This window comes from Gallintestinimicrobium sp. (genome assembly GCF_046968865.1).
GTDB lineage: Bacteria > Bacillota > Clostridia > Lachnospirales > Lachnospiraceae > Gallintestinimicrobium > Gallintestinimicrobium propionicum.
On the sequence record NZ_JBKVPW010000001.1, the window covers coordinates 296,560 to 323,081 of the forward strand.

Here is a 26,522-nt window from a genome sequence, read left to right on the forward strand (position 1 = left end):
CGGAAAGGTAGGAGATTACTATGAAAAAATTACTTGCACTGATTGTATGTGGAACAATGGTATTATCCATGACTGCATGTGGAGGATCCAAGGAGACTCCCGCTGCTCAGAATGATGTAAGTGTTCAGGCAGAGGCAGACACTGTAGAGGATGCAGAGGCAGAGGAAACAGGCGCTAAGGAGATGTGTTCTGATGAAACTTTCGCTTCTTTGCAGGAAGTGTTCGGATTGTTGACAGATCTTCACAATCAGACTGTTGACCTTTATTCAGAAGATCAGATTGCAGCTGATGCAGATCTGGAGGATGCATTGAACCAGAGTGCTGACGCAATCAACCAGATGGGTGAACTGACTCAGGAAAACATTTCTGAGGATGATGCACTGGTTCTGTTGAATGCTATGGAAACCCTTGCAGATGCTCTTTACGCAGCAGACGAGGCTATGATGGGAGAGGTAACAGAGTCTACCCCTTGTTCTGATGAGACCTTCGCAGTGCTGCAGAGCAACTACCAGTTGTTAGTAGAGGCATACAATGCGGTATCCGATGCCTATATGTCCGATGAGATTGAGCAGAGTGACGAAGTAGAAGCAAACCTGAATCAGGCCAAGGAGCTGATCGAATCTCTTGGAGAGGTTGATCAGGCAAGCCTTGCTGAGGAAGACGCAGAGTCAACTATTGATGCTATGAGCGCAATCAATGATTACCTGGCAGCTATCCTTGAGGCAATGTAAACCATTGGGGACGGAGAAAAATGGCTCTCCCCAAGGCACATCATAAGATGAAAAACGGGGCTGTGAAAAAACATAGCCTATAAAAAAGAAGGACCAAGGGTTCATAAAAAACCCCAAGGTCCTCTTTTTGTGTTAGAATTAACTTGCGATGAAAAATCTAACTAATACTTATTCTAATCCAAAACAGGCAGTTTTGCCACTATTTATTCAAGATTATCTGGACATCTGTGATCCGGTGCTGACATTTGATCGATTTATGAGAGAAATCGATTTGGAGAAATACCTGAAGGAAATCCCGAAACATGAGATGGGAAGACTTCGGTATAACCCGGTCAGTATGCTGAAAACAATCCTGTTCGGATTTATGACAAATGGATATGTCTCTCTTCGTGAGCTGGAAGACAGCTGCAAAGTGAATCTAAGGTTCATGTATCTGATGGATCATGAAGTCCCATCCTATCGGACTTTTGGATATTTTATCAATGAGATACTCAGCGATTCTATTGAGAAACTATTCTGTGATATCAATCAAAAAATTTTTGAGGAAGAACATACGGACCTGCAACATTTATATATTGACGGTTCTAAGTTTGAAGCCAACGCAAACAAGTATTCCTGGGTATGGAAGAAGGCGACTGAAAAATCCAGATACCGCCTGTTTGAGAAGATCACTTCCCTGTTTCAGGAAATTAATCTTGAGCTTCAATACACGGGGATAAAGTTCCGTATTAATACGGAATACTCGCCAGAATACTTAAAGGAAGCCGCATCGAAATACGTAGAAATCTGGCAGTTGGATGAAGCAACGTTTGTCGCTGGTAAAGGACATCGAAAGTCCGTCCAGCAGCGCCATTATGAAAAACTTAAGGAATATCTGTCAAAGCTGAATGAATATGTAGAAAAGATCCAAATCTGTGGAGATGGACGCAATAGCTATTCCAAGACTGATCATTCCGCTACTTTCATGCGAATCAAAAAGGACTATATGGGAAATGACCAGCTGCTCCCGGCGTATAATGTCCAGGTCGGTGTGGCGGATGAGTATATAGCGGTTGTTGATGTGAACCAATACCGTTCAGATATGGACTGTTTCATCCCCCTCATGAATAAGTTCCATGATATTTATGGATTCTACCCCAAATATCCGGTAGCGGATGCCGGTTACGGCTCGTATAATAACTATATTTTCTGTGAACAGAATGGGCTGGAAAAATATATGAAATTCCCAATGTTTAAGAAAGAAACCACTGACAAAAACTATCATGAAGACCCATTCCGGGCAGTTAATTTCAAGATCGACGGAGATGGAAAAATGCGGTGCCCTAACGGAAAGGGATTTCATTTGCAGTACCGTAAGGCAATAAAAGGAAACGCGTATGGACGGGAAGAGGAAATCTATCAGTGCGAAGACTGCAGTGGATGTCCTTATGCGGAAAAATGTAAAAAGGGAGAAGGAAACCGTACCGTGCGTGTCAATCAGGAACTAACAAAGATGCATCAGGAAGTGATTCAAAACCTTGAGAGTATCCAGGGTGCGCTGCTTAGAATGAACCGTTCCATCCAGGCAGAAGGTACTTTTGGTATTATAAAAAATGACGAGACTACTTCGTTTATAATTTTTTAGTCTAAAAGAGCGTGTAAAAAATGATTTCTCATTTTTTCACACGCCCTCCATCTTTCCCATTTTGTTGCATGGGCTGTATTTTTACAGGTATCTCATCTTTCTCACCGTCTGCACAAACTCTACATTGGTTTTCGTCTTTGCAAACAGATCCAGCACCTTATCCACAGCTTCATCGGATTTCATACCATTCAGCGCGCGGCGCACCACGTTGATTGCTTCCATCTCTTCTGCACTCAGCAGCAGATCTTCTCTTCTCGTGCTGGTTTTGGGGATGTCGATGGCAGGGAAAATTCTGCGTTCAGACAGCTTACGATCCAGCACAAGCTCCATATTACCGGTTCCTTTAAATTCCTCGTAAATGACATCGTCCATCCTGGATCCGGTGTCCACCAGTGCAGTGGCCAGAATCGTCAGGCTTCCGCCCTCGCGCATATTGCGGGCTGCACCAAAAAAGCGCTTCGGCATATGCAATGCCGCCGGGTCAATACCACCGGACAGGGTACGTCCGCTGGGCGGAACCACCAGGTTGTAGGCACGGGTCAGGCGGGTAATACTGTCTAACAGGATCATAACGTCTTGTTTATGCTCGACCAGACGCTTTGCACGCTCAATAACCATTTCGGAAACTCGTTTATGATGTTCCGGTAATTCATCAAACGTGGAATAGATCACTTCAACATTCGGCCCTGCCACCGTCTCCTTCATGTCCGTTACCTCCTCCGGACGTTCATCGATCAGGAGAATGATCAGATGCAGGTTCGGATAATTTTTCTTTACCGACATGGCCACTTCTTTTAATAGGGTTGTCTTACCAGCCTTCGGCGGGGACACAATCATACCTCTCTGTCCTTTACCGATGGGGCTTAACAAATCCATGACCCGCATCGCCACCGGGCAGCCGAAGCGTTCCATTTTCAGTCTGCTGTTCGGAAAGATCGGCGTCATATCTTCAAAGTTGCTTCGTCTGGATGCTTCCTCTGTGGTATAACCATTGATCGTCTTGACATAAAGCAGGGCGGAGAATTTTTCATTCTGTGTCCGCACTCTGGTATTTCCCTCTAAAATATCGCCTGTCCGCAAATTGAACCGACGAATCTGGCTGGGTGCCACGTAAATATCATTATCTCCCGGCATATAATTATCCGAGCGGATAAAGCCATAGCCCTCAGCCATGACCTCCAGAATACCCTTTACCGTAATGCCGCTGTCCAGCTCTGTCGGGAACTTGTCGTCCTCTGGACTCTGGATCGGTGCAGTTCCGCGATTATACGGACTGTTGTAGCGCTCATTATAACGAGGTGCAGGCGCGCTCACACGGTTCTGTGCCTCTTCTGCCACAGGCGCAGCAGTACGGGGCACTGCAGCTGCAGTATTTTCCCGCGCACCATTGTTGTCGCGGCTTCCTGTCCGTCCATTATGATAAGAACCATTGCTGATGAAGCGCTTTCCTGTTCTCTGCTGCCGTCTTTCTTCCCGATCCCCTGCTCTGCTCTCCGGTTCCGTCCCACTGTCATGAGGATCCTGCTTTTCTGCTGCGCCTCTCTTCGGAGCATCTTCCCGCTCTGCTGCGCCCTTCTTCGGAGCATCCTCCCGCTCTGCTGCGTCCCTCTTTAGAGCATCCTTGCGCTCTGCCGCGTCCTTCTCCGGGGCATCCTTGCGCTCTGCCGGGCGGCTCTCCGGGACGCTGCGTTCTGTTTTGATTTCTGCATTCTCCTGGGCATCCAACCTCAGCATCGCATCAATGACTTCCGCCTTTTTCATTGTAGAAAGTCCTTTTATCCCCCTTGCTTTTGCAATCTCCTTCAGATCATGCACTGCCAGAGATTCATATTTTTCTCTTATCATTTTTTCCTCTCATTTCTGCGCACGCTTTTTGCGCATGTCGAGTTTGTGTCAAGTGCGCGCAGACACAAATCTCGCGATTGAAAATTTTTATTTTTCAATCTTTACTCCTTTTACTGCCATCGTGATTCGTCCCTGATTTTCATACGGAATTCTACATGAAACGATCTTTTTGAAATGCGCCAGAACATCCCGATCCGGGAAACAGCGGTCTTTTGTCAGAAATCAAAAGTGCCTGTCATTTTAGTGAATTTTATTACACATCGGAGACGCAAGTCAAACGTCTCCTTCTGTTTCGCTCATTGTACCACACTCAAAACAGAATAGGAAGATTTTTTCCTTGATTCACTCAAATAAATCAGATATGATGATATACAGAGAGCTACGAATGGCGCGTATGCCCCGACATCATCATTCCTTATTAAATAAAAAAGAAAGCAGGCAAATCAAATGACAAATCAGGAAAAAGCGCTGGAACTGCATGCGAAGCTGCAGGGAAAGCTTGAAACCGTTTCCAAAACACCCGTCCGCACCCGTGAAGACCTTGCACTTGTCTATACTCCCGGCGTTGCGGAGCCTTGTAAGGTCATTGCAAAAGACCCGGCTGCCGCTTACACCTATACGATGAAAGCAAACACTGTAGCTGTTGTTTCCGACGGTTCCGCCGTACTGGGACTCGGCAATATCGGTCCGAAGGCCGCTATGCCCGTTATGGAAGGCAAGGCTGTCTTATTTAAAGAATTCGGCGGTGTCAACGCAGTTCCCATCTGCCTGGATACTCAGGACACGGAAGAGATCATCAAAGCTGTTACCTGGCTTGCTCCCGCTTTTGGCGGCATCAATCTGGAAGATATCAGTGCACCCCGCTGCTTTGAAATCGAAGAGCGCTTAAAAGAGACTCTGGATATCCCTGTTTTCCACGATGACCAGCACGGAACTGCTATTGTTGTACTCGCCGGCATCATCAATGCCTTAAAGGTAGTCGGTAAGAAAAAGGAAGACTGCCGCGTTGTTGTAAACGGCGCAGGAAGCGCAGGAGTTGCCATCACCCGCCTGCTGCTGACCTACGGCTTTTCTAATATCATTATGTGCGATAAATCCGGCATTCTCTGCGATGGCGCAGAGGGCTTAAACTGGATGCAGGAAAAGATGGTAAAACGCACCAATCTGGCTCACGAAACCGGTTCCCTTGCAGATGCTTTAAAGGGTGCTGATATTTTCGTCGGCGTTTCCGCTCCAGGTATTGTGACGGAAGAGATGGTTGCTTCCATGAATTCCGATGCTATTCTGTTTGCAATGGCTAACCCCGTTCCTGAGATCATGCCTGATCTCGCAAAAAAAGCAGGGGCACGCGTTGTCGGCACCGGACGCAGCGATTTCCCGAACCAGGTCAACAACGTTGTCGCATTCCCCGGCATCTTCCGCGGTGCTCTGGAAGGACATGCAAAACAAATCACCGATAAAATGAAGCTGGCTGCCGCTAATGCCATCGCAGCCCTCGTTTCTGACGAAGAATTAAACGAAAACAATATCATGCCAGAAGCATTCGATCCCAGAGTTGCGGATGTTGTTGCAGATGCAGTCAAGAAAAACATCCGTTGATCTCTGGCACCAGAAGCCCTACTATTCGCTGGACGCCTGGTGTAAAAATACATACGGACGGAAACTTTACAAGGCTGCACTGGATATCGGCTGTACCTGTCCCAACCGGGATGGCACCCTCGATACAAGAGGCTGCATTTTCTGCTCTGCAGGCGGAAGCGGCGATTTTGCTGCTTCCCGGCAGCTTTCTGTAACAGATCAGTTAAATCAGGCCAAGGCACTTCTGTCCTCCAAATGGACACCGGAACCCGGCAAGCCGTCTCTGATCGCCTATTTTCAGGCATATACCAACACTTATGGTGATCCGGACAGACTGCTTTCCTGTTATGAAGAAGCACTTTCCTCCCCGGAGGTCGCAGGCATTTCCATTGCGACGCGCCCGGATTGTCTTTCCGATATCATTCTGGAGGGACTTGACCGCCTCCAGTTACTGTATCCTGACCGGTTTATCTGGATCGAGCTTGGTCTGCAGTCCATTCATGACCACACTGCAGCAAGGATCCGCCGGGGATATCCGACCTCCGTATTTTATGATGCTGCAGCAAAGCTCCATGCCAGAAGGCTTCCCTTTATCGTCCATCTGATCCTCGGACTCCCCGGGGAAACCCGGCTTGACCTGCTGGAAAGCATCCGTGCCGTCAATCAGGTGCATCCCTTTGGGGTCAAGCTGCAGCTTCTCCATATTTTAAAGGGAACAGATCTTGCCCTGCTTTATGAAGCCGGAAAGCTTCCTGTACTGACACAGGAAGAATATCTCGATCTGCTGACAAGCTGTATCGCTGCACTTTCTCCGGATATCTGCCTCCACCGGGTCACCGGAGACGGTCCCCGCAAGCTTCTGATCGCGCCCCAGTGGAGTCTTTCGAAACGAAACGTCTTAAACGGGCTGCATGCCCTTATGAAACAACGAAATCTCAGACAAGGGGATAATTATGAACCAGGAACCTCTTACACTCTATAAACTGATCGTTCTTTATCTGCTCAACAAGGTATCCTTCCCACTCACAATGGCGCAGGTCAGCGATCTCATTCTGGAAAAAGAATATACCAGCTATCTGACACTGCAGCAGGTTATCAATGAGCTGGCGCAGGCCGGGCTGATCACTGCCAAAACACTGGTCAACCGAACCCATCTGCAGATCACAGAGGAGGGCCGCAATACCCTTTCCTATTTTGAGAACCGCATCAGTGACGCGATCAAGGCAGACATCGGCGAATATCTCAAAAAAAATGAACTGGAAATGCGCAACGAATCTTCGATCCAGAGCAACTACTACAAGGCTGTCAACGGGGAATTCGAAACAGAGCTGACTGCAGTGGATAAGGACGTCAACCTGGTGACCATCCGCCTTACGGTTCCTACAGAAGAGCTCGCAATTTCCATTTGCGAAAACTGGCAAAAAAATAACAGGGAGATTTATCAGTATCTGACAACCGCCCTGTTTTAAAGTATGTTATTGCAGCATCTCCCGGATCACACTGCCATCTGTTTTTCCGAGGTCTATCTCCAAAAGTGCTGCCAATGTCGCGCCCTCATCCCAGAGCGCGATATTTTTTTCTACCCTGGCACCAGCTCTTACACTGCATCCCGACATTGCAAAAAAGGTCTGATAGTCTGCCTCACCCGGCAGATACCCGTGGGTCCCCTTCATACCATGTGCGCAGTCTTTTTCTGCTGCCGTCAGCTGTTCCCATTCGTCCAGAAAAAACCATCCTTCCTTTGCTTCCAGCATCAGAAAGCAGTTTTCGTCTGCGCCCATATTTGCTGCCTCTTCCCGGGTCAGAATCCTTTCGATTCCAAAATCCTCCCGTCCTTTCAGCGTCTCCAGCACTTTTCTTGTACGCTTTTGCACTTCTGCATTGTTTTCTACAGACGGATGCAGATAGATATAGCAGCTTCCGTCACAGTTTTTTGCATAGGCCTTCCAGCTTTTGATCCTGCCGTTGCGGACCGTCAGCAAGCCGGCTTTCCACAGTGCATGATTGACGAAGGCAACCTTGTCCACATCCTTCTGATAATGATCCCCCAGAAGCACGACCGTCGTGCTCTCCATCTCTCCGGTTTCCTCCAGTGCCCTTACAATCTCGCCCAGACGCTTATCGTGGCGCTTAAGAGCTTCTTTTGCCTCCTTACTCTCCACGCCATAGAGATGTCTGTTCGCATCCACATCCGTCAGATGCAGCAAAAACAGCTGCGGATTGTATTTGTAGATCGTATCCAGCGCGCATGCCTGAATAAAATTGTCCAGCTGAGGCTGTGCGATCCCGTTTCGCAACTGTCCGAAGCGTTTGTTCAGATCCAACTGATAAAACAACGGACCGTTCGTCGCATTCATCAGGATCTGATTTTGCCATTTGCGTGTCACCATAATCTCCGGCACATAGTAGTCCATCCTGCTGCCTGCCGCAACAGGCCACAAAAGCCCGGCCGTCGTCATTCCCTTTTTCTTCGCTTCGTCATAAAGCGTCGTGCTGCGGATCCATTTGCGATGATAAAGCCAGTCCGGATCCTTCCGGTTGGGCTGGATTTTTGTGTTGTTCACAATCCCGTGATTTTTCGGCATCCGCCCTGTCACAATGGATGTATGGGCCGGATATGTCAGGGACGGACACACACTGTTTACATGGCTGCACAGCGCCGCCTGTTCAAAAAAACGCTGAAAATTCGGCAGGGTCTGTAAATATTCCAGGTCCTTTGCTCCGACCGCATCAAAGGACACGATCATGACCCGCTTTGGTATCTGTTTCATTGCTCTTCTCCATCCTGCGGCTTTTGCTCTGTCTTAGCCGCTTCCCTGCGTATCCGCTGCATGTGCTCTTTGATTTTTACTTCATATCCCATCCCACCTGGCTGATAAAACTCTCTTCCGGACAGCTCATAAGGTAAATACTGCTGTCTGACATAGTGGTTTGGATAATCGTGTGCATATTTATAATCTTTTCCGTGTCCCAATTTTGCTGCTCCTTTATAATGGGCATCCTGCAAATGCACCGGAATCGCCAGATTTCCGGTTTCTTCCACCGTCTTCATTGCAGACGCAATGGCGTTGACCGCTGCGTTGCTTTTCGGCGCGCATGCAATGTAGGCCGCCGCCTGTGCCAGAATAATCTGCGCCTCCGGCATGCCCACCCGCTCTGCTGCCAGGGATGCAGAAACCGCTACCTGCAGCGCTGTCGGATCTGCATTGCCAACATCCTCCGACGCACAGATCATCATCCTGCGGGCGATAAATGTCACGCTTTCCCCAGCATACAGCATCCGCGCCAGATAATAAACCGCCGCATCCGGATCGGAGCCCCGCATACTCTTGATAAATGCCGAAATCGTATCGTAATGATTATCACCTGTTTTGTCGTATTTTACTGCACGTTTTTGAATACATTCCTGGGCAACCTCCAGGGTCAGATGGATTTTTCCATCCTCTGAGCGCTGTGTCGTCATTACGCCAAGCTCTACTGCATTCAATGCCGCACGTGCATCTCCGCCTGCAATATCCGCCAGAAACTCCAGCGCATCCGGCTCTATCTGTGCCTGATAGGCACCCATTCCTCTCTGATCGTAGACCGCCCGGCGGATCAGTTCTTCGATATCTTCCTTTGAAAGCGGCTTGAGTTCAAAAATAACCGAACGGGACAGCAGCGCTCCGTTTACCTCAAAATACGGATTTTCCGTCGTCGCACCGATCAGGATCAGGGTTCCATCCTCAACAAAGGGAAGCAGATAGTCCTGCTGACTCTTGTTGAACCGATGGATTTCATCAATAAACAGTATCGTTTTTTTGCCAAACATTCCACGGTTGTCCTTTGCCTTAGCCACAACCTCTTCCATATCCTTTTTGCCTGCCACAGTCGCATTGATCTGCATAAACTCCGCACTGGTCGTATTCGCGATCACCCTCGCAAGGGTCGTTTTGCCCGTTCCGGGCGGTCCGTAAAAAATGATGGAGGAAAGCTTGTCCGCCTGAATCGCACGGTACAAAAGCTTGTCCTTTCCGATAATGTGCTGCTGCCCGACTACCTCATCCAGCGTCCGGGGCCGCAGCCTTGCCGCCAGCGGCGCTTCCTTTTCCTGATTGGTCTGTCTCATATAATCGAAAAGATCCATGTCCCCTTATTGTACCTCCACTTTCATGTTCGGCCACACCTTCTCAATCCGCTCGTCAGGGTAATTGATGTCAAAGAATGTGTCGATCACGCTCTTCTTTTCCGCCCGCACGGTTCCTGTGGTACTTTCCGTGCCTACGACAGTCCCTGCGTCCGCGACGCTTTCCTCCTTCGCGGCGTTTTCTACGCCCGCGGCATTCCTTGCGTCCGCACTGCTCTCCTGCACCGCCGCGCTGTCCTGCCGTTCCACATAGCGTACCATGGCGCCTGCTGAAATCACCGCATCGCAGCTCATCAGCACGATAACTGCCCAGGTCGCAATTTTTGCTCCAAGGGGCGGCAGCTTTTCGATCCATCCGCTGATCGTCGGATAACAAATTTTTACCCAGACAACGGATAACAGTCCCCAGAAAATGCAATACAGCAGGTTGGTTCTCCCGCCGATATTAAATGGCATGTCACTGTAATCCCAGAATGTAGTCCCGAGAAAAATCTCTGTAAATACGCTGCACAGATATTCATATACGCCGCCCAGCACACTGCCCGCCAGGAAAATATAACGATCCTCTTTTCCGGCAAGCCGCTGCAATACAACTGTCAGAATGACCGCACCGAAGCCCCAGACAATACTGAAGGTGCCGTAAATTACGCTGGACCGGCTCATCCATACGCCTCCCGTCACCCTGCAGAACAGCGTTTCGATCAGATCTCCGAGAAATGCACAGATCATAAATACCCAGATCAGCTTATCCACACAGACGCCTCTTGCAAAGACATATCGTTCTGCCCGATCTGCCTCCTCCAGAGCTTCCATCTCCGGGTATGCGCGGTTTAACCGCTTCCAGACTGCATGATAGATCTTGCCTCCAAGCTTTTGCTTGACTTCCTTTTGTTCCTGCAGAAGTCTCCCCTGGGTTTCCTTCAGCTCTGTCAGGCTCCTGCTTTTCCTGACTGCAATCAGAATCGACACCAGGTCGGCAGCCATCAGCCCAAAGCCGGCTATGTCTATGATCCGCAGCACAATTGTCGGAATCATTGAAAACAGGATAAAGACCGGAGGATGCAAAAGCAGCACCGCCGTCATCACAACTGCTGCCTTGATCAGCGAAAGGAGCACACTCTTTTTCTTTCCGCCAAACAGTGTCACATCCTCGTAATTCCACAAATGCTTTTTCCAGATTTTGGCTGCGATCCCTCCGGAAAAATATTCCACAACGGACACGACCATCCAAGTGGTCAGAAACTGCAGCAGCCATTTTGTCCCCTGCTCCGGCAGCAAAAGGATCAGAATATCCATCATTATGCCGTATTCCGGGCAAAGGGGCAGGCTGAAAAATCCGCGGTTACAAAATCTTCTTTCTTTTACTGCAAAAAAGGCAACCTCCAGTGCCCATCCGATAAAGCTGTACAGCAGCAGATACGCTGCCAGTTCTGTGTAGGTATATTGCATTCTTTCCACTCATTTCTGCGCACGCTTTTTGCCCATGCCGAGTTTGTGCCAAGTGCGCGCAGACACAATCAGGGCAAACGCTTTCAATTTTGATTATAACAACTATTTTCCCTGCTGTACATGTTGGATTTCATCCAACTGTTGGATTTTATCCAACTGCGGATTTTATCCAACTGCGGATTTCAAGATACCAGCATTATTTCTTCGACTGTCACAAAGACATAGCCTTGGCTTTGCAGCTCATCCACAATAAAAAGTGCCGCTTCAATACTGGAAGCATATTCATCATGCAGCAGGATAATCGCATTTTCCCGCGCTTTGGACAAGATTCGCTTTTCAACATTGGTGCTGCTTTGACTGCACCAGTCCAGGGGATCAATCGTCCACAGCACCGGGAACATATTCAGCTCCTGTTCGAAGCCTTTGTCCCAGCTTCCATAGGGCGGACGGACAAAAATGGGTTCCGCTCCTGTTATCTCCTTCAATACCTCATTCGTGGAAATCAGCTCCTGTCGAAAGGCTTCCCGGTTATTGCTTGTCAGCTGAATATGACTATAGGTGTGGTTGCCGATCAGATGTCCCTCCTTCTGCATACGCAAAATCAGCTCCGGATATTTTTCTGCATTCTCCCCTGTAACAAAAAAACTGGCTTTTGCGCCTCGCTCTGCCAGGCCGTCCAAAAGTATTTTCGTATAGACCGGATGCGGGCCGTCATCTGCTGATGTCAAGTAAGGACCAAAAATTTTGAATAAATTATTATTTTAGAGCTGACAAATTTCAAACTTGCGTGGACTAACCTAACTTATCTTAAAAATCCTCATTCTTCTCCACTGACCATCTTAAATCTGCATCATATTTTTTTAACTTGATGAAATCATCTGTAAAAATTTGTGTATGTCTAAAATCTGAATTTCGAAATTTCATATGTTCCCAGCTATTTTTCTTTAAAATTGCCTGAGTAAAGCTTGTGTTTTCAAAATCTATACTTATAAGCTGACTATCCTCAATAGATGAATTACTTAAATTTGCGTTTCTGCATGATGTTTTTGTAATTTCTATATTGCAAAGTTCTGCACCAATTAATATAATTTCATCTAACACACATTCTCCAAATATACTTTCTTGAACATTACATCTTTCCAAATCCGCCTTTTTTAAACTACAATTTATAAATTCAGAATTATTAATCGTTTCCTTTCTAAGTTTTATTCTATCTAAACATGAATTTGTAAACTTTACATTTTCTAAATGACACCTCTGAATTTTCGTAGTACCCCAATTTACATCCTCCACTTTCAAATCTTTAAATGCACAATCTACCACTTTAGTTAAGTCAAATTTTCCCCTTCTAATTTTGGCACCTGTAAAATTACAATTAATAAGAGTAGCATTACTAAAATCAATATCATCCAAAAGAGCATTTGAAAAATTTATTTTTTCTAATATTGCTCCTGAAAAAAACGCATTTGAAAGATCACTATAAGCAAAATCAATACCATTCAAATTTGTATTATTAAAGCTTGCTTTTCTTAAGCTTGAATCTTGAAATCCAACATTCTGCATACTCCTATTTTCAAAATTCAATCCATCGAGTAGACAGTTTTGCCCTATCGAGATTATATTATTATTCGATATAATTACTTTTTGCTTAAACATATCACACCAATCCGCAAAAATATTTGAATTTAATATTTGTATAAATTCACCATCTGAACTCCAAAAAGTAGTTTTCGTACTGTTTTTTTCTATTAACGCTCCTTTTTGATAAACTCGAATTAACAACAATGTATTAAATAATGTATTCTTGATTTTCTGATAATTGTATCCACTGTAATTATACGTCCAAATTGTATCATCAGCTAAAATAATTTTTGTATATATACTTTGCAGAAAAATCACCATACTCTCAAGATCACACTCATAATTCTTATCATCATATTGTAACTTATTATAAATGAACAAAAATGTTTGTTCCCATGTTGTTCCTGCTATATATCCGTATTGCATTATTTCACACATTGTTGTGAGAAAATTTTGTGGATTCTCAACATCATTTTCATTCATTAGCAAGCTCAGTTTATTATATATATACTCACCAAAAAAATAGTCCCGAATATTATTGTGATAAAATTCTAATGCACCTGCCTTACCATTGCTCTTCCAATATGCACAAAGGACACAACATTTTCGAACCCATTTTACAATTACGGAGTCAACCCCCGATTCATTTATGATTTCATCAAGTTCATGTGAACTTATATAATACCTCTCTTCCATTGAATTTTTAAACATTCTGAATGCAATACTACATACAATCTTATATAGAATCTCTTCATAATCTTTTATTGGATGCTCAAGACTATTATCAAAATTTTCATTATACTCTGTGTTAATGATTGCATTATGAAATATTTCATGATATAAAGCCCACACATTTCCCTGAAGTTCCTCTCGCATATCACATGCAACCAAAAGATATAGTGCCAAAGGTGTATCGGCTACTCCTGATGCTACATTATCATCTATATTTATTATATATTCTTTTGTTTTTTCAGGTACACTCTCCCCACAGCTCTCATACTTTTCTAACCACTGTTTTCTCTTTTCTTTATCAAAATGCAAAATTTCTGCCTTTTCAATGCTAAAATTTCTTGCATCAAATCTTCTTGTATCAATAAATTGTGGTCTAGAAGTTATAATTATTTTGTTATTCTTAAATATTTTTCTAATGGAAACAATCAAGTCCTCCATTCCCGTACTATGTATTCCTTCAATCATGCTCATTTCATCTGCACCATCTAGAATCAAAATACAATCAGCGAATAGAGTCTTAAACTTTTCCATTGTTTCAAAGCCTAAATATTCTAATAAAATCTCTTGAATACTTTTATTCCGATCGGAAAAATCTAGTTCACGTAATCTTACGCACACTAAATCACTATTAAGAAAAACTGCTTTACTTATATCATCTTTTTCTAAATAGTGATAACACAAATATGAAACTAGACTTGTCTTTCCAATTGCTGCATCACCTTCAATAAACAATATTCTTTTCTTTGTTTCATTCCACAAAAAATTATCCAATATAACAATAAAATTGTCCAAAGAATACTCTTTAACTTTCATTTTAGGTTCTACAAACAATCTATTTAATGTAACCTTACTATTCCTAACATATCTATGTCGAAATAACTTTTCTGTAAAATTATCTGCATATTCTTTAATAATAGATTTAACCTTATTGTTAAGGCTATTTCCATGTTCAGATAACATTCCAAATACATTGATATTTTTATCCATAAAATGATTTATTTCAGTTAATAAATCATCTTCCCCATTGCTGGAAATTTCCGATATACTATTAACTTTATTAATAAGCGTGCTGAAATCCCAAATATTCTTTTTGTCAAAATTAACTTCATCTATACACACATACCCCTGATTATTCTCACCCTTATATTTTCTCTGCATGGTTGCGTCTTGCTTCATTACCATAAAATATAATGTATAATCATTTAAATTCACATTCTCCGCCAATTTAGACCTAATTTTCTTTTCATCGTCTTGCACTTTAGAAGTATATGTCGACGGATCTAATTTTTTTTGCACTCTTATTTCTCTAAGTTTCTCCGTCCACTCTGAGTATTCAAATACCTTATGCTTAATAGTATTAAGTGTTCGTATTATTTTTTCTGGTGTATCCGTAACTGTTACCTGTATAATTATTTTTTTATTTTCGCTGATCAAGTCATATCCCGAATTATTATATGTGACATTATTTGCATTTTTTAAATCCATATTATAAAGAATATTCAGCAAATCACACATAAATTGTTCTGCACTAATATTTATATCATGCATATTCAAATTTCCTGTATAATAAATGTATGCAGTGAGTACGCTCATTCCCATTATAAATCTTTTTATCACGTTCTCTCGTCTTATCATTACTGCTTCTCCTCATAATTCATTTGTAGATTATTCAATTAGTGTCTGCTGATTTTGAACCGAAAACAGTTTTCTAAAGAAAATTTGCATAAGCACAGTTACAATTTGTAGTACCACTTTAGCCATACTCCACTGCTATCCCATACCTTGGTGTTATAACTCACATCTCAAATACCAACTTATTATAATTTCCCTCTTCTGCTAATGCCCTAACCTTGTTCCATATCACAGTAGAAATATTCATTTCCCTTGTTAAGGCTACTGCCAACTCCTGTACTGTCATTAACACTATATTAACTTTTCTACCATTACATAATGTTTCAACTGCATCATTGCTATAGCCAGCAAAACTAATAAATAGCCCTCTTGTAAAGCCTGATTTTGAAGATACCTTTTCATTAAATACCACTAAATCACTTTTTTCAGTTAACTTGTTCGTCCATTTTGCTTCTAATAAATATATATCATTCCTTAAAACAAAACTTCCATCTATCTGCTCTCCCTTAATCCTAAAGCTTTCTCTTGGCTCTAACGCACAATCTTTGAATAGCCTATTTAAATATCTCTCAAATTGATATCCTCTTGCTTGCGGATTATCATGATAATCTGCCAACTCTTTAAGTTCATCAAGATACTTTTTAAAATCAAATTCTTTTTTGGGAGATTCAGCTACAGTATCAACCGATTTCTCAGAAATTTTCTTTCCGATTAAGCGATACCCTATTTGAGAGCATTTCTGAAAGATTTCATTTTTCTCATCTGTCACAAGTTTTCTTGCCTGCATATATTGCATTAGTCCAAGTAACAATTTTCCAACAATAACATTATCATAATCATCCATAATTGCTCTTAAGATTTTTGCCTTGGATAAATTATGATACTTTTTATAAACATCTATATTAATAGTATCAGCAACGAATCTTTGATATGTATAATTTGTGAAATCTAATACATAACCCATTTCCATGTCAAATAATCTCTCGAAATAATCTTTCTCTATATACGTCATCTGTGCCATAGATTAATACCTCCGTTGTCAAAAAATACATATATATTATACAATATTTTCCTACTATTGACATCTAAAATATTAACTATGGATAGATAATATACAAAAAGAAGAAGCCTTTCTGCTTCCTTAGGCTTCCTCTTTTCAGATTCTTACAATATTTCTTCAAATTCTTCCCGATACTTCCAGACAATTTCTATCCGCTTGTCTTCATACACTACGATTTTCTCTACCATCTCACTCATAAATTCTTCTGTCAATGCTTCACTTGTTCTATACCTTTCTACAAGATCAGCAGCACACTGATAATTCTTTTGTCTTTTTTCCAGCATATCAATCTGTCCGGAGACTTTCTCTATTTCTTTCCGTACCACTTCTTCCTGTTTGCTCAATTGGTCCTTTTCTTTCAAGAACATATCCTGCTTTACCCTGCTGGAACAGAACTGTTCATACAAATTGATTTTTTCAGCCGGAAAACGCTCTAAACTCTGCTTTAGTATTTTTTCCTGCTTCCTCAGCTTCTCAATCTGCTGCTCATAGAGACTCGCAACAGGAATTGTCGCAAACAACCGACAATGTTCCTGCCAGATAGTCCATATTGTCCTCTCAATCTGCTCTTTCTCCACACGAAGTTCATTGCACGCCGCATCATCCAGCAAGTTTCTTCGTTTACATAGATAATATGGTGTTTTGGTTTTCCGCAGTTCTAGCCGATTTCCACAACATCCACAAAAGACAATCCCCCGGTGGACGGAAGAACGGTCATATTCTGCTGTTTTTCTTTTTCTGATACTGTCATTTGCTTTTTTGAAAAGTTCCCGGCTGACAATCGCCTCATGATGTTCCGGTATCACAAACCATTTTTCTTCCGGCTGAGTTACCTTCCGTTTACTTCCAACCCTTGTGCGGACAGCCTTTCGATACACCATATCTCCCTGATATACCCGATTATGGATAATGGAATGTATCTTGTTACGATTCCATATATCTGCTTTATAATGCCGATTAAGCTGCTCTCCCTTTGCCTGCTTATAAGTCAGTCTAGTCGGTACTCCCTCTGCGTTAAGTTCAATTGCCAAAGTTTTTGCACTTTTTCCATCTGCCAATTCCCGAAAAATACGCCGTATCGTGACTGCTGCACCTTCATCAATTTCCATTCTTTTACCATCAGACGATTTTTGGTAGCCATACACCATACAACCTGCGTAATACTCTCCCCTTTTCATACAGGTTGTAACCCCGCTTTTTACCTTTTCAGACAAATCTCTGCTGTACATTTCATAAATAAAATTTTTGAAAGCTACATCCATTCCACCTGTCTGTCCGAAAAAATTTTTACTGTCAAACCCATCATTGATACTAATAAAGCGGATACCCAAAAAAGGAAATATCTGTTCCAAATAATCTCCAACCTCCAGATAATTTCGTCCAAAACGTGATAAGTCCTTTACGATAATACAATTTATTTCTCCCTGCTTGCATAGCCGAAGCATCTCTTTCATCGCCGGTCTGTCAAAATTGGTACCGGAATATCCATCATCTACAAATTCCCTGACTTCTGCTCCTTTAAATTCTTCCTTTTGCTCCATAAAAACATTGATAAAATTCCTCTGATTACTGATACTTACACTCTCAGCCTTTTCTTCAGAATCGCATAAATCTAAATCTTCCATAGAAAGCCGGATATACTTAGCAATCGTATACTTTTTCATTCCCCGACCTCCATCTCTTCTTTCTTCTCTAATAACCTCCGGCAATCATCCTCGAATCGGAATATAACATGTATACGTCCTCCTGCAAATACTTCTATCCGTTCTATCAAAGAATCTATCATGTCCTGTGTAACCGTATCCTGCCCTGCATACTGCTCTGCAGCCTGAGACAGTTCCAGATTATCTCCATAAGTTTCCTGCATTTCATGCAAAAGCAATTCTTTCTCTTTACGGACTTCATCAGTCTGTGCCAATGCCCTCTGATATTCTTCCTTGAGCATAAAATATTCCTGAACCGTAAGTAATTTGTCTTTATAGTCAAGATAACTGCTGCTCAATTTCTGTTGAAGCTGTACCTCTTTTTGTCCTAAATCTCTTATCTCCTTTTCAAGTACCATCCGTTTCTTACTGATTTCAATATTTCCGTTTCTTGACCTGATTATATCTCTGCTCTCTAAGAACATTTTTAGATATATCTGAACTGCCTCTGCTACCGCCTTTTCTAATTTTCCTGCACTGATATGCTTTTTCACACATCCCATTGCACCATTCTCCCTGTAATTTGTGCAGTAGTAACTCTTAGAGTTATGTTTGCCGACACTACACCCCATGGTAATGCCACAATCTCCACAAAAGATTTTTCCTTTAAACACATTATCACGTTTCGGATTTTCTTTTGCTTTTTCCAATTTCTTTTTATGCTCCTGCGCTCTCTTTTCATTCACAGCCTGTACCGCATCAAAGAGTTCTTTAGATACAATAGGCTTATGCATTCCCGGAACAACAATCCATTCCTCCCTCGGAACAGGATGCCTCTTTTCTCCCTTGTGCATAGCAGAATGCGTTTTACCCCGTACCATATTTCCCAAATACACTTCATCACGAAGCATATCCTCTATGGCATAAGCTTTCCAAAGCACATCCCTCAGCTTCTCGTTCTTTACGATTCCTTTTTCATAACGGTATGCACTGGGTGACTTTATTTCCTTCTCATTCAAAATTTTTACTATACTGCAATATCCATAACCCTCAGAGCGCAGTCCAAAAATATAGCGCACTACCTTGGCTGCTTCCTCATCCACTTCATATTTTCCCTTAACAGTTTTCGATTTCCGATAACCATAGGGTGCAACTCCGCCGCCATATCTGCCTTCTTTTTTCTTGATTTCTATGGCAGAGCCTACTTTTCTGGAAATATCCTTTGCATACACCTCATTGATAATATTTTTCAGCGGTATTTCCAGCCCATTCGTCAATGGTCTGCCGCTTTCAGAAGAAGCTGCAGCAAAAGTATCAAAGTGGTCTGTTACAGAAATGAACCGTATATTTAAGAAGGGAAATATCTTTTCCAAGTAATTCCCTATTTCCAAATAACTGCGTCCAAAACGAGACAAATCTTTCACAATAATGCAATTAATCTTTCCGCTTTTCGCATCTTCCATCATTTTTTGAAAAGCGGGACGTTCAAAATTCGTCCCACTAAAGCCATTGTCAATATAAACATCGAATACTTTCATATCCGCTTTGCTTCTGACAAAGTCCTCTAACAACGCTTTTTGGTTTTCTACCGTATTTTGATTATGTTTTCCGCTGTCTTCTTTTGACAATCGAATATATAGTCCAACGGAGATTTCCTGTGTTTTAACCTCAGGTATTTGTTCCGCTCCCCGTTCTTCCTGCATCTTATCTCTCGGAACCGGGTGATTTCTGACTGTGCGTGCCATCAAATCACCTCCTCAAGCGCCACTTCCTGCTTAATTTCTTCTACTATCCCTAATAATTGCCTGATTTCATCCTGATAACGAAAGATAATTTCTATCCGATGATCCTCATATACATATATCCTGCTAATAAAGCGGACTAATATGGAACGCTTCAATTCTATCTCTTTACTTGTCAAAAATTTCTCTAGTAAACTTTCCTTTTCGTATCCGCCATCCAATAACATTCTTTTTTTCTTTCCTAATTCTGTAATAGCCCTTTGAATCTCTTCAATTCTATTATCCAATTCTTTTTTAAACAGCATATACTCGTCCTGCGTAATCAGTTCCTTTTTATAGTCCTCATAGCATTCCAATTTTAACCGGTTATATTTTTCGATATCTTCTTTCCGTTTTTCTGACTGCAGCACCAGTTTTTTTATCTTATCTGAATTACCGGATGTCTCCCGTATATACCGAATACTCTCCTGTAAATCGCCCAATTGTTTCAAATGAAGCTGCAATGTCTTTGTTATGGCCATGTTCAAGGTATTCTCACTGATTCTATGACTACTGCATATATCTTTGTCCTTCTTATTTCCAGAACAGACATAATATACATATTCTAAAGAACCACTGCGAACCTTTTTTCTTACCATGCTGCATCCGCAGTCCGCGCAGACAAGATAACCGGAATATACAGAAACTGCACTTTTTCCTGTACTTACCCTTGTGTCCTTCTGTAAAATATCTGAAATAAGTTCAAAATCAGTTCTGCTTATAATTGCCTCATGCGCATTTTCTACCCGAATCCATTCTTCCTTCGGTTTCTTTTCCCTCACCCTGACTTTATAATTGGGGGTACTCTCCTTTCCCTGTATCAGAGTTCCCATGTAAACTTCATTTGTCAAAACACGCAGAACTGCAACCGCAGTCCACTTCGCCCTGCTGTGTGTCTGGAATACCGTCTTATATCCGCTCCCCTGCTCTTTCTTGTATTCTGCCGGAGAGAGCACTCCCAAACGGTTCAGTTCATCGGCAATTGCCTGTTGGCTCATTCCCTCCATTTTCATGGCAAAAATTTCTTTTACAATCTCTGCCGCACACGGATCGACAATCAGTTTATTTTTATCCTCTCCCCGCATATATCCATAGACTGGAAAAGCACCAATAAATTCACCGCGTTTTCTCTTTACTTCCAAATGGCTTCTGATTTTGATTGATATGTCCCTGCAATATGCGTCATTGATTAAATTCTTAAAGGGAACAATTATATTATTCGATAATGCCGCATCATCAGCACTGTCGAAATTATCATTGATTGCTATAAAGCGTACTCCAAGAAAAGGAAAAAGCCTCTCAATATATTTTCCAACCTCGATATAGTTTCTTCCTAATCGTGACAGGTCTTTGACAATGACACAGTTTATCTTCTTGTCCTTAATGTCCTGCAGCATCCTCTGAAAATCAGGTCTGTCAAAATTTACACCACTGTAGCCGTCATCAATGTAAAAATCTACAACCCTAATTTCCGGTTTGCTTTGCAGATAATCTTCAATATATTCTTTCTGATTTTCAATACTGTTGCTTTGCAGAGTTTCACTTTTGGCAATATCATCATCCTCTTTGGATAAACGAAGATAGCCACCACATAGATATGTTTTAGATAAGTTATTTGACAGCATAAAAAACACTCCTTATTCATATTAGCCAGAACAATCTGCTATAAATAAGAAGTGATTTCTATTTCTTTAGTCCTATACACATATTAGCACAGAACTTCTCCTTTTTCCAGACCTTTATAGCAATTTTCATTCTATATTCCATCCGCCAGTTCCCGCAGTCTTTGTTTCAGACTAACTTCTTCTGTAAAAGAAGATTTTACTATTACATCCCCTACCATAAAACAATATGGGTTCTTTATATTTCTTAAAAAAGTTCTCATCTGCATTTCTTTATCTTCACAGTCTGAATCATCTTTTGGAATCCTTGTAATATCTATAAGCTCATCCCGCTTAACCGTTCGTATATCAGCAGACTTCAGCTTTTCCCAATTCTCCATTTTTCACTCCCAAAATCAGCAAACTGGCTTATCTTACTATATGACAGCCAGCTTGTTCGATATTCCTTTATAAACTTCACATTTCTTCCATCGCCTTCATACATTTCCCAGCCCTGACAACGGCAATGCAAGCCACCAGAAATATAAGAAGCAGGGTGCCTGTTACAGCACCCACTGCAATCCCTATGATTTTCATTCTTCGTTCCACTCCTTATCCATAAAATAACTGTCCGCTTTCTTCCTTATAATAAAATCTGCCACATCCATAAGCCTGTCCGTAACCGGCATGGTCGGGAGTGTGTTCAAAATCTCTGTACGGTATCTGCCACGCAGGGATGCTCTGCTATCTAAAATAGAAAATACCGCCGTGTCCTTTTCCCTGCGGATTCCCCTCCCGAACCACTGCCTGAGTTTAATCAGCATTTCCGGGATGATGATGTCCCTGCGGTATAAGTCGAAGTCCTCGTACTGGTTTCTCTGGTATTCCATAACCGGATCCGGCACGGGGAACGGCAGTTTTACCACAATCAGGCTGGAAAGAATATCCCCTGCAAGATCAATTCCCTCTCCGGCACTATCACTGGCAAACAATACTCCGTTTCCACTTCTTCGGAATCTGTTTATCACATCCAGTCTGCCTCTGCCCATAAGAAACAGCGGATAATCGGAAAGCTGCTCCTTCAAACCATAAAACACTTTCTCCATAAGCCAATAGGATGTAAAAAGAATCAGGGTATGCCCATGGGTGGCAGACACAATCTGCAATATTTCCGCCATCACCGCCTGTATGTACCTGTCATCACGGATATTTGGGAACGGCATACGCTCCGGTATATAGAGCAGACCGTTACTCTGAAAATCAAAAGGTGACGGCTTGCTGGTTTCCATGATTCTGGAAGAAGCAGCAAAAGACAACCCTGTCATCTTATTAAAATGTCTGAAATCGCCCCTGACTGACATTGTGCCGGACGTGACAATGACCGGTATCATTCTGCTCCAGATATCACGAAATAAAATCTGCTCCAATTCCATAGGAACCGCACACAGGGCAAGCCTGCTGTTCTCCCTCTTTTCCATCCAGCAAATGTAATTATCACTGTTTAGAAATACCGTCAGCTTGTCTGCCAGCTCCTGACAACGTCTTTTCAGGTTCTGCATCCGCATTTTCTGTCCGCTGTTTTCCTGATAGGATAAGGGAAGCTGCTCTAAAATCTTTATCATGTTCCTGACATAACTTTTTTCCATAACACCTATTGTTATTTCAGTCCTGCTTCCCTCTCTTGTGTGATTTCCTGTCAAATCACCTGACAGCCTGTCAAATATTTTCCTGTTATATTCCTCAAGCTGACTCCGTAATACACTAAGTTCATCTACTGCTGTACTTCTTCTGCTCACTTCACTCAAAGTCACAATAAGTTCTGCCTCCTGCTCATTCCAGACTGTGCTGTACATCTGTCTGGCAGCGTCTATCAGCTTGTGGGACTCGTCAAACACCATTGCACCATATCCCGGAAAAAGAGATTTTCTTCCCTGTTTCTGCCCAATCAGATCGGCAAGGATATAATTATGATTCGTAATCTGAAAATCAAAACTGCCTGTCATACACTTCTTTTTAAAATTCATAAATCTGCATAAAACAGAATACGGGCATGACCTATTACAGTGAAACACATTGATTCTTCCTTTTACATAAGGTGTCAGACTTGCATCATCCAAATCAATCCTGTCATCTCCATTCTCTCCCAGCCTTTCCAATTCCAGTATCAGATCAGCGTCCGCTTCTCTCTGCAAATTTATGATGGCTGTCTCATATATCTTCAATCTGGAGTCACAAACATAATGCTGTTTTCCTTTTCTCACCACAAAAGATAATGGTTTATCAATGATATGGTGTTCTAAAAGAATGCCGGATATCTGCGGTATGTATTCCTCTGTCAATGCTTTCTGTAAAGCTATGGTAGATGTGGATATGACCGCCGGAACCTTCCTGCCCAAATAAATGTTATATACCGTCAGTGCAAGGATATATGCGTGTGTTTTTCCTGTCCCCACTTCTGCCTCACATAATGCCAATTTGTTCTCCTGCAATGCCCGCAGCATCTCCAATGCCAGTTCTTTCTGCTTTACCCGCAGATTCATTCCGTGTTCCGGTAAAATCTCATCAAATAAATTAATTAATAATTCCTCTGCGTTCTTTGCCATCCGTTTCGCCTCCTAAAATTTCTTAGTGCCATAAGCAGCACAGGAACAGGCTGGAAGGTATTGATTTGGCTTTTTATTAACAAAAATGAACTTCCATCCAGCCCATGAACTCTACTGCTTAAAAAAGTACATCAGACATCCTGCCGGTAAACAGGCATCATAAAAGCCGCCCACATTCTTTCTCAAACGTGGGTGTGCATTTTCCCGTCACTTATGCGGGCCATCGCTGGAAGTATCATTATCTCCGACCGGTATCATCGCATCCTGCCCTACCACGGGCAGTAAAGCCACAGATAGTTCTCGCTTGGGTTATCCCCGCATGGCGTATCCTGACTTGTGCTTTCCGGCTTCCCGGCCGGTCGGATATGTGCCTGACGCACAGATATGAAATTGTCAAAGTGCTGTAAAGGGGAAATAATTTTGAACAAAAGAAAACCCCTTCACCTAATTCGCCGTTAGGTAAAGGGGCCTGCCGAAAGTTTTTTTGATATTTTTTGTATTAAAAAAGACAGCATACCTTGTTAAAACAAATATACTGTCTTTACTTTTAAAATCAATTATTCTTTTCTACTTTATATGCCGTAATCTGCATTGGATATGTTTCTGCTATTTCGCCTGAAAACCATATCTTCACAATGTCCCCAGCAGAAAAATCTGTCAAAGCCCTCCCTTCATAGTCTTTTGAAAGGGAAACTTCAAATTCTCTGCCCGAATCATCCTGAAATGATAAACTATTTTCTTGGATTTCTGTAATCGTTCCCTCTATCGTTACTTGCGGCTTTTCATAGATACTCCTACGCTTCATATGTTGCATTGCTATTATAGCACCTAAAAATAATACCACAACAATAGAAATAACAATTATCTTTTTCTTTTTAACTTGCATATCCATTATCCTTTAACCAATTTACTAACGTGGTAGTAATCCTTCTACTATAATTTCCACCATGAGTATGAATTCCTACCGCCTGATTTCCATATGAGCCATTATAGAAATATGTCGGTGAACCACTTTCTCCGCCTGCCGTATCCGCCGTATGTTGAAATCTATTTGTAGTAATATTACTAACTGTTCCGCCACAAGTCCACATATAATATCCATCTAAATCTGCTGGATACCCTGTCACTTTTACATTGGTAGTCCCTATGCTGCTTCCACTGGTTCCATGAAGCCCAAACCATCCGGTTGTGTTACCAACATTACTATCCAGCACCATTATACCATAATCCCAATCAGCTTCGCTACCCGTATATTTAGTATCCACATAATATTTTGTCATCTTTGCTGTTATTGGTTTCGACGTTCCATTTCTTCCCGGGTACACCGTAACTGATTTTGCCTTACTGGTAGATGATTTAAGGCAATGTCCTGCGGTCAGCATTGTATTCGGAGAAATCATAAAGCCTGTTCCTCTATAAGTTTTTCCATCTTCCATGGTAATGCTCAAATATGCTATCCCATAGTAAGGTGAGGATGTTGTATTCGTAATCTTAGTCCTCTCATCGCTGCCCCCAATAATTGACCTTCCTAATGCAACATCTGATGATGCGGTATCGGCTATCATAGAATATGCCGCCATTTCAGGCAAATTAATAATTCGTTCCGTTCCATTGACTACATCCACTTCCAATAGCTGTTCCACCTGTGCCGCCCCTACATTACCGTGCGGTAATTCCTCTGCAAATACTGTAAAACTGCTACTCAGTAACAATGCCATTGTGCTGATAAGTACTATTAATTTTTTCATGCGCCTTCTCCTTTCAGGAAATTATGTTTTATGATATTTCCATTTTACAAAAAACTCTTTTTTTCTAGTCCCTTATGTAGAAATTACTACTTTATTTGTAATTTTTACTGTGCACTAACACTCTGATGTTAAAGCAGTGCTTCTGTCATGTAGGCAGAAGCACCATAATCCTTATAACATTTTTTTCAATTTCTCTAATATCTTATATTTTCTTGACTGCAAGGTTGTTCTGGCTATTCCTAATTTCTTTGCCAGCTCTGCCTCACTGATTTCCTGATAAAACAAGGCCTGGATGATAGATGTCTCCTCCTCTGTGAGTGTATGTAAAGCTTCATTCAGTTTTTCTAACACGACTGCCCGCACCGCCGTTTCCTCCACATTCTCTGCCTCCTCTGCAAACTGCTTTTCCGCTTCCAAAAGTCGCTCATAGGAATCTTCCCGGCTGGGAATCACAATTATCTCTCCCGTTTTCTTATCCACCTTTGTATGTTCCTGTTTCAGATCACAGGTAAAATATTTTTCCTTGCGATGCCCTTTGTAATAAGCCTCATAAAGCTCTCTGCTGACTTCAAAGGTCTGTCCGTTCAGACCAATATAATATTTTTCTCTTTCTGCCATCTGTGGCTGTCTCCTTTCCGATTTTTGAATTTTTCAAAATCGGAAAAGAGGCGGTGCCCGGATAGGACAGGCAAACTCCTTAATATTCAAGAATTTTGCATATAAAAAAAGCCGGACAGTAAAAAAACCATCCAGCCATATTATTTCTATCCGCCAAAAAACCGTTCATG

The 26,522-nt window shown here is 42.2% G+C and carries 20 protein-coding genes and 1 pseudogene; 5 read left to right on the top strand and 16 right to left on the bottom strand.

The window, feature by feature from the left end:
- Window positions 1–20 precede the first annotated feature (20 nt).
- Together ACLTOQ_RS01215 and ACLTOQ_RS01220 are read left to right on the top strand one after the other, a co-directional pair.
- The gene (locus tag ACLTOQ_RS01215; protein ID WP_349173576.1) at window positions 21–731 is read left to right on the top strand and encodes a hypothetical protein; all 711 of its coding nucleotides are present in this window, start codon (window positions 21–23) and stop codon (window positions 729–731) included.
- Between the two features lie 193 nt (window positions 732–924).
- Window positions 925–2,355, top strand: coding sequence for a transposase (locus ACLTOQ_RS01220; protein WP_412318481.1), 1,431 nt, complete (start codon window positions 925–927; stop codon window positions 2,353–2,355).
- 81 nt (window positions 2,356–2,436) lie between these two features.
- Here ACLTOQ_RS01220 and rho read toward each other — a convergent pair whose 3' ends face one another.
- Window positions 2,437–4,200, bottom strand: coding sequence for a transcription termination factor Rho (rho, locus tag ACLTOQ_RS01225; protein WP_412318482.1), 1,764 nt, complete (start codon window positions 4,198–4,200; stop codon window positions 2,437–2,439).
- 447 nt (window positions 4,201–4,647) lie between these two features.
- Here rho and ACLTOQ_RS01230 point away from each other — a divergent pair, with 447 nt between their 5' ends.
- Genes ACLTOQ_RS01230 through ACLTOQ_RS01240 form a run of 3 tightly spaced genes read left to right on the top strand, consistent with a single transcriptional unit; the run spans window position 4,648 to window position 7,247 of the window.
- On the top strand, window positions 4,648–5,799 hold the full coding sequence (locus ACLTOQ_RS01230) for an NADP-dependent malic enzyme (protein ID WP_412318483.1): 1,152 nt from the start codon (window positions 4,648–4,650) through the stop codon (window positions 5,797–5,799).
- Complete coding sequence (locus tag ACLTOQ_RS01235) at window positions 5,774–6,760, top strand: TIGR01212 family radical SAM protein (RefSeq protein WP_412318485.1); 987 nt, start codon at window positions 5,774–5,776, stop codon at window positions 6,758–6,760. Before ACLTOQ_RS01230 ends, ACLTOQ_RS01235 begins: the two co-directional genes overlap by 26 nt.
- Window positions 6,732–7,247, top strand: a complete 516-nt coding sequence (locus tag ACLTOQ_RS01240) for a DUF4364 family protein (RefSeq protein WP_412318486.1) — start codon at window positions 6,732–6,734, stop codon at window positions 7,245–7,247. The genes ACLTOQ_RS01235 and ACLTOQ_RS01240 overlap by 29 nt, the downstream gene beginning before the upstream one ends.
- A 6-nt stretch (window positions 7,248–7,253) precedes the next feature.
- Here ACLTOQ_RS01240 and ACLTOQ_RS01245 read toward each other — a convergent pair whose 3' ends face one another.
- The 15 genes and pseudogenes from ACLTOQ_RS01245 to ACLTOQ_RS01315 form a co-directional block, all read right to left on the bottom strand.
- Window positions 7,254–8,549 carry an alkaline phosphatase family protein gene (locus ACLTOQ_RS01245; RefSeq protein WP_349173581.1) on the bottom strand — a complete coding sequence of 432 codons (1,296 nt, stop codon included), beginning with the start codon at window positions 8,547–8,549 and terminating at the stop codon, window positions 7,254–7,256.
- Window positions 8,546–9,904, bottom strand: coding sequence for a replication-associated recombination protein A (locus tag ACLTOQ_RS01250; protein WP_337561671.1), 1,359 nt, complete (start codon window positions 9,902–9,904; stop codon window positions 8,546–8,548). Before ACLTOQ_RS01250 ends, ACLTOQ_RS01245 begins: the two co-directional genes overlap by 4 nt.
- Window positions 9,905–9,910: 6 nt before the next feature.
- Window positions 9,911–11,353 carry a putative ABC transporter permease gene (locus ACLTOQ_RS01255; protein ID WP_337598235.1) on the bottom strand — a complete coding sequence of 481 codons (1,443 nt, stop codon included), beginning with the start codon at window positions 11,351–11,353 and terminating at the stop codon, window positions 9,911–9,913.
- Window positions 11,354–11,535: 182 nt separating this feature from the next.
- Window positions 11,536–12,081, bottom strand: coding sequence for a polysaccharide deacetylase family protein (locus tag ACLTOQ_RS01260; RefSeq protein ID WP_412318487.1), 546 nt, complete (start codon window positions 12,079–12,081; stop codon window positions 11,536–11,538).
- Between the two features lie 79 nt (window positions 12,082–12,160).
- Complete coding sequence (locus ACLTOQ_RS01265; RefSeq protein WP_118173576.1) at window positions 12,161–15,301, bottom strand: pentapeptide repeat-containing protein; 3,141 nt, start codon at window positions 15,299–15,301, stop codon at window positions 12,161–12,163.
- Window positions 15,302–15,461: 160 nt separating this feature from the next.
- Entirely contained in the window at window positions 15,462–16,319 is an 858-nt protein-coding gene (locus ACLTOQ_RS01270) for a restriction endonuclease (protein WP_118173575.1), read from the bottom strand.
- A gap of 143 nt (window positions 16,320–16,462) precedes the next feature.
- Entirely contained in the window at window positions 16,463–18,022 is a 1,560-nt protein-coding gene (locus tag ACLTOQ_RS01275) for a recombinase family protein (RefSeq protein WP_118173574.1), read from the bottom strand.
- Window positions 18,019–19,104 carry a recombinase family protein gene (locus ACLTOQ_RS01280; protein WP_412318543.1) on the bottom strand — a complete coding sequence of 362 codons (1,086 nt, stop codon included), beginning with the start codon at window positions 19,102–19,104 and terminating at the stop codon, window positions 18,019–18,021. Before ACLTOQ_RS01280 ends, ACLTOQ_RS01275 begins: the two co-directional genes overlap by 4 nt.
- Window positions 19,105–19,176: 72 nt before the next feature.
- Window positions 19,177–19,746 (bottom strand): annotated as a pseudogene (locus ACLTOQ_RS01285) (recombinase family protein); the annotation flags it as partial.
- Window positions 19,746–21,407 carry a recombinase family protein gene (locus ACLTOQ_RS01290; protein WP_118173572.1) on the bottom strand — a complete coding sequence of 554 codons (1,662 nt, stop codon included), beginning with the start codon at window positions 21,405–21,407 and terminating at the stop codon, window positions 19,746–19,748. The pseudogene ACLTOQ_RS01285 and the gene ACLTOQ_RS01290, both read right to left, overlap by 1 nt.
- A gap of 131 nt (window positions 21,408–21,538) precedes the next feature.
- Entirely contained in the window at window positions 21,539–21,784 is a 246-nt protein-coding gene (locus ACLTOQ_RS01295) for a DUF6870 family protein (RefSeq protein WP_118173571.1), read from the bottom strand.
- A 192-nt stretch (window positions 21,785–21,976) separates the two neighbouring features.
- Complete coding sequence (locus tag ACLTOQ_RS01300) at window positions 21,977–23,986, bottom strand: ATP-dependent DNA helicase (RefSeq protein ID WP_195522554.1); 2,010 nt, start codon at window positions 23,984–23,986, stop codon at window positions 21,977–21,979.
- 553 nt (window positions 23,987–24,539) lie between these two features.
- Window positions 24,540–24,872: a DUF3221 domain-containing protein gene (locus ACLTOQ_RS01305; protein ID WP_195522555.1), complete on the bottom strand. Its 333-nt coding sequence runs from the start codon at window positions 24,870–24,872 to the stop codon at window positions 24,540–24,542.
- Window positions 24,862–25,734 (bottom strand): trypsin-like serine peptidase, encoded by an 873-nt coding sequence (locus ACLTOQ_RS01310; protein WP_195522556.1) that lies wholly within the window; start codon window positions 25,732–25,734, stop codon window positions 24,862–24,864. Before ACLTOQ_RS01310 ends, ACLTOQ_RS01305 begins: the two co-directional genes overlap by 11 nt.
- A gap of 171 nt (window positions 25,735–25,905) precedes the next feature.
- Complete coding sequence (locus ACLTOQ_RS01315) at window positions 25,906–26,352, bottom strand: RNA polymerase sigma factor (protein ID WP_195523379.1); 447 nt, start codon at window positions 26,350–26,352, stop codon at window positions 25,906–25,908.
- Window positions 26,353–26,522 lie beyond the last annotated feature (170 nt).